We start from the raw sequence: 3250 nt of genomic DNA, 5'->3' as shown, positions 1-3250 counted from the left end.
GTATACATTGACATAAAGATTAAGAAGAAACAGCCAAAGGGGCACTAGAAACGGTTCGGGACCGCGGTTTACTACTAACAAGAAGAAGCTTAAGGCTTATGAACGGGCAATGAAACCCGTGAGTTTATACCCTTAGTGGATTCTTAGTAAAGTTCTTTGACATATTGGAAGAAGTTAAAAAAGAAGAGCAAACAACAATAGGCGACTGTTGTGTTTGTGCTCACCGAGGGGCGTAGCAATACAAACTAAGGTATGAGACATCATAACAAGAGCAAAAAAAGCATACCATATGGCGCAAAAGGCATATGAGTAGAAGAAAGTAATAAAGAGTACACGGGGGATGCCTTGGCTCTCAGAGGCGATGAAGGACGTGATAAGCTGCGATAAGCTTCGGGTATTTGCAAATAGGAATTGATCCGAAGATTTCCGAATGGGGCAACCCGGCTAGTTGAAGACTAGTCACATATAATGAGCAAACCTGCCGAACTGAAACATCTAAGTAAGCAGAGGAAGAGAAAATAACAATGATTTCCTGAGTAGTGGCGAGCGAAAGGGAAAGAGCCCAAACCCATTATGTTACGGCATACTGGGGGTTGTAGGACTACGATGTGGCATTAACAAACAGAAGTGGAACGGGATGGGAAGCCCGGCGATACAAGGTGATAGCCCTGTACACGTATAGAATGTTAGCCTAGTAGTATCCTGAGTACCGCGAGGTCGGAGACGCCTTGTGGGAATCTGCCGGCACCATCCGGTAAGGCTAAATACTCCTGAGAGACCGATAGTGAACCAGTACCGTGAGGGAAAGGTGAAAAGAACCCCGAACAGGGGAGTGAAATAGAACCTGAAACCGTGTACTTACAAGCGGTCGGAGCATACAAGTTATGTGACGGCGTGCCTTTTGCATAATGAGCCTACGAGTTACTCCTCTCTGGCAAGGTTAAGTGTTTAAGGCACGGATCCGAAGCGAAAGCGAGTCTGAATAGGGCGTATAGTCAGAGGGGGTAGACGCGAAACCTTGTGATCTACCCATGGACAGGTTGAAGGTGCGGTAACACGTACTGGAGGACCGAACCGATAAACGTTGAAAAGTTTCCGGATGATCTGTGGGTAGGGGTGAAAGGCTAATCAAACTGGGAAATAGCTCGTACTCCCCGAAATGTTTTTAGGAACAGCGTGGATATTAAGTCTGATAGAGGTAGAGCTACTGATTGGGTGCGGGGGAGTCAAATCCTACCAAATCCAGACAAACTCCGAATGCTATCAGATATGATCTGCAGTGAGGCGCGGGGTGCTAAGGTCACGCGCCGAGAGGGAAAGAACCCAGACCATCAGCTAAGGTCCCCAAGTTACAGTTAAGTTGAACTAACGAGGTCCGATTGCACAGACAGCTAGGATGTTGGCTTGGAAGCAGCCATTCATTTAAAGAGTGCGTAACAGCTCACTAGTCGAGCGATCGGGCATGGATAATAAACGGGCATTAAACTGTACACCGAAGCTATGGGATTGAAATATATCGGTAGGGGAGCATTCTATATGCAGCGAAGGTATCTGGTAATGGGTGCTGGAGCGTATAGAAAAGCAAATGTAGGCATAAGTAACGATAAGGCGGGCGAGAAACCCGCCCACCGAAAGGATAAGGTTTCCTGATCAACGCTAATCGGATCAGGGTTAGTCGGGACCTAAGGAGAACCCGAAGGGGAAATTCGATGGACAACGGTTTAATATTACCGTACTTTTTATAACTGCGATGTGGGGACGGAGTAGTGACACTGCCGCGATCTGACGGAATAGATCGTTAAAGGCTGTAGGTATAGGACTGGTAGGCAAATCCGCCAGACCTGCTGAACGCTGATAGTACCGCGAGGCTTCGGCTGAGTGGATAGCGCAGGTAATCAGACTTCCAAGAAAAACCGCTAAGCTCCAGGTTATAAAAACCCGTACCGCAAACCGACACAGGTATCCGGGAAGAGGATTCTAAGGTGCTCGAGTGAATCATGGCTAAGGAACTCGGCAAAATGGCCCTGTAACTTCGGGAGAAGGGGCGCTGGCAGCAATGTCAGCCGCAGTGAAAAGGCCCAGGCGACTGTTTAACAAAAACACATGGCTTTGCAAAATCGAAAGATGAAGTATAAGGCCTGACACCTGCCCGGTGCTGGAAGGTTAAGAGGGGATGTCATCCGCAAGGAGAAGCATTGAATCGAAGCCCCAGTAAACGGCGGCCGTAACTATAACGGTCCTAAGGTAGCGAAATTCCTTGTCGGGTAAGTTCCGACCTGCACGAATGGTGTAACGATCTGGGCGCTGTCTCAGCCATGAGCTCGGTGAAATTGTGGTCCCGGTGAAGACGCCGGGTACCCGCAACGGGACGGAAAGACCCCATGCACCTTCACTACAATTTAACATTGACATTGGATACAGGATGTGTAGGATAGGTGGGAGGCTTTGAAGCGGCGTCGCTAGGCGTCGTGGAGCCAACGTTGAAATACCACCCTTTCTGTATTCGGTGTCTAATCCCTTTAGGGGGAGACATTGTTTGATGGGTAGTTTGACTGGGGTGGTCGCCTCCAAAAAGGTAACGGAGGCTTTCAAAGGTAAGCTCAATACGCTTGGTAACCGTATGAGGAGTGCAATAGCATAAGCTTGCTTGACTGTGAGACATACAGGTCGATCAGGGTCGAAAGACGGATATAGTGATCCGGTGGTTCTGCATGGAAGGGCCATCGCTCAAAGGATAAAAGGTACGCTGGGGATAACAGGCTGATCTCCCCCAAGAGCTCATATCGACGGGGAGGTTTGGCACCTCGATGTCGGCTCGTCACATCCTGGGGCTGGAGAAGGTCCCAAGGGTTCGGCTGTTCGCCGATTAAAGTGGCACGCGAGCTGGGTTCAGAACGTCGCGAGACAGTTCGGTCCCTATCTGTTGTGGGCGTAGGAATTTTGAGTGGGGCTGACCTTAGTACGAGAGGACCGGGTTGGACTAGCCTCTAGTGAATCTGTTGTTCCGCCAGGGGCATTGCAGAGTAGCTACGCTGGGAATAGATAAGCGCTGAAAGCATCTAAGTGCGAAACTAGCCACGAGATGAGAATTCCATATAGGGCCGTAGGAGACTACTACGTTGATAGGCTACAGATGTAAAGGTGGCGACACCATAGTCGAGTAGTACTAATCACCCGAAGCTTTCAAAGCAAACAGACTGTTGTTTGTTCTTCAAAACTTAACTTCTTTCAATAATATGTCATTTAAGCT

The 3250-nt window shown here is 48.7% G+C and carries 1 rRNA gene; it reads left to right on the top strand.

Annotation, left to right across the window (positions count from 1 at the left end):
- Positions 1-313 precede the first annotated feature (313 nt).
- Positions 314-3189: ribosomal RNA gene (locus AC570I_RS21875) — 23S ribosomal RNA — on the top strand.
- Positions 3190-3250 lie beyond the last annotated feature (61 nt).

The sequence above is a fragment of the Pedobacter sp. A2324 genome, from assembly GCF_059693705.1.
This window is presented reverse-complemented; position numbering and strand designations above follow the sequence as displayed.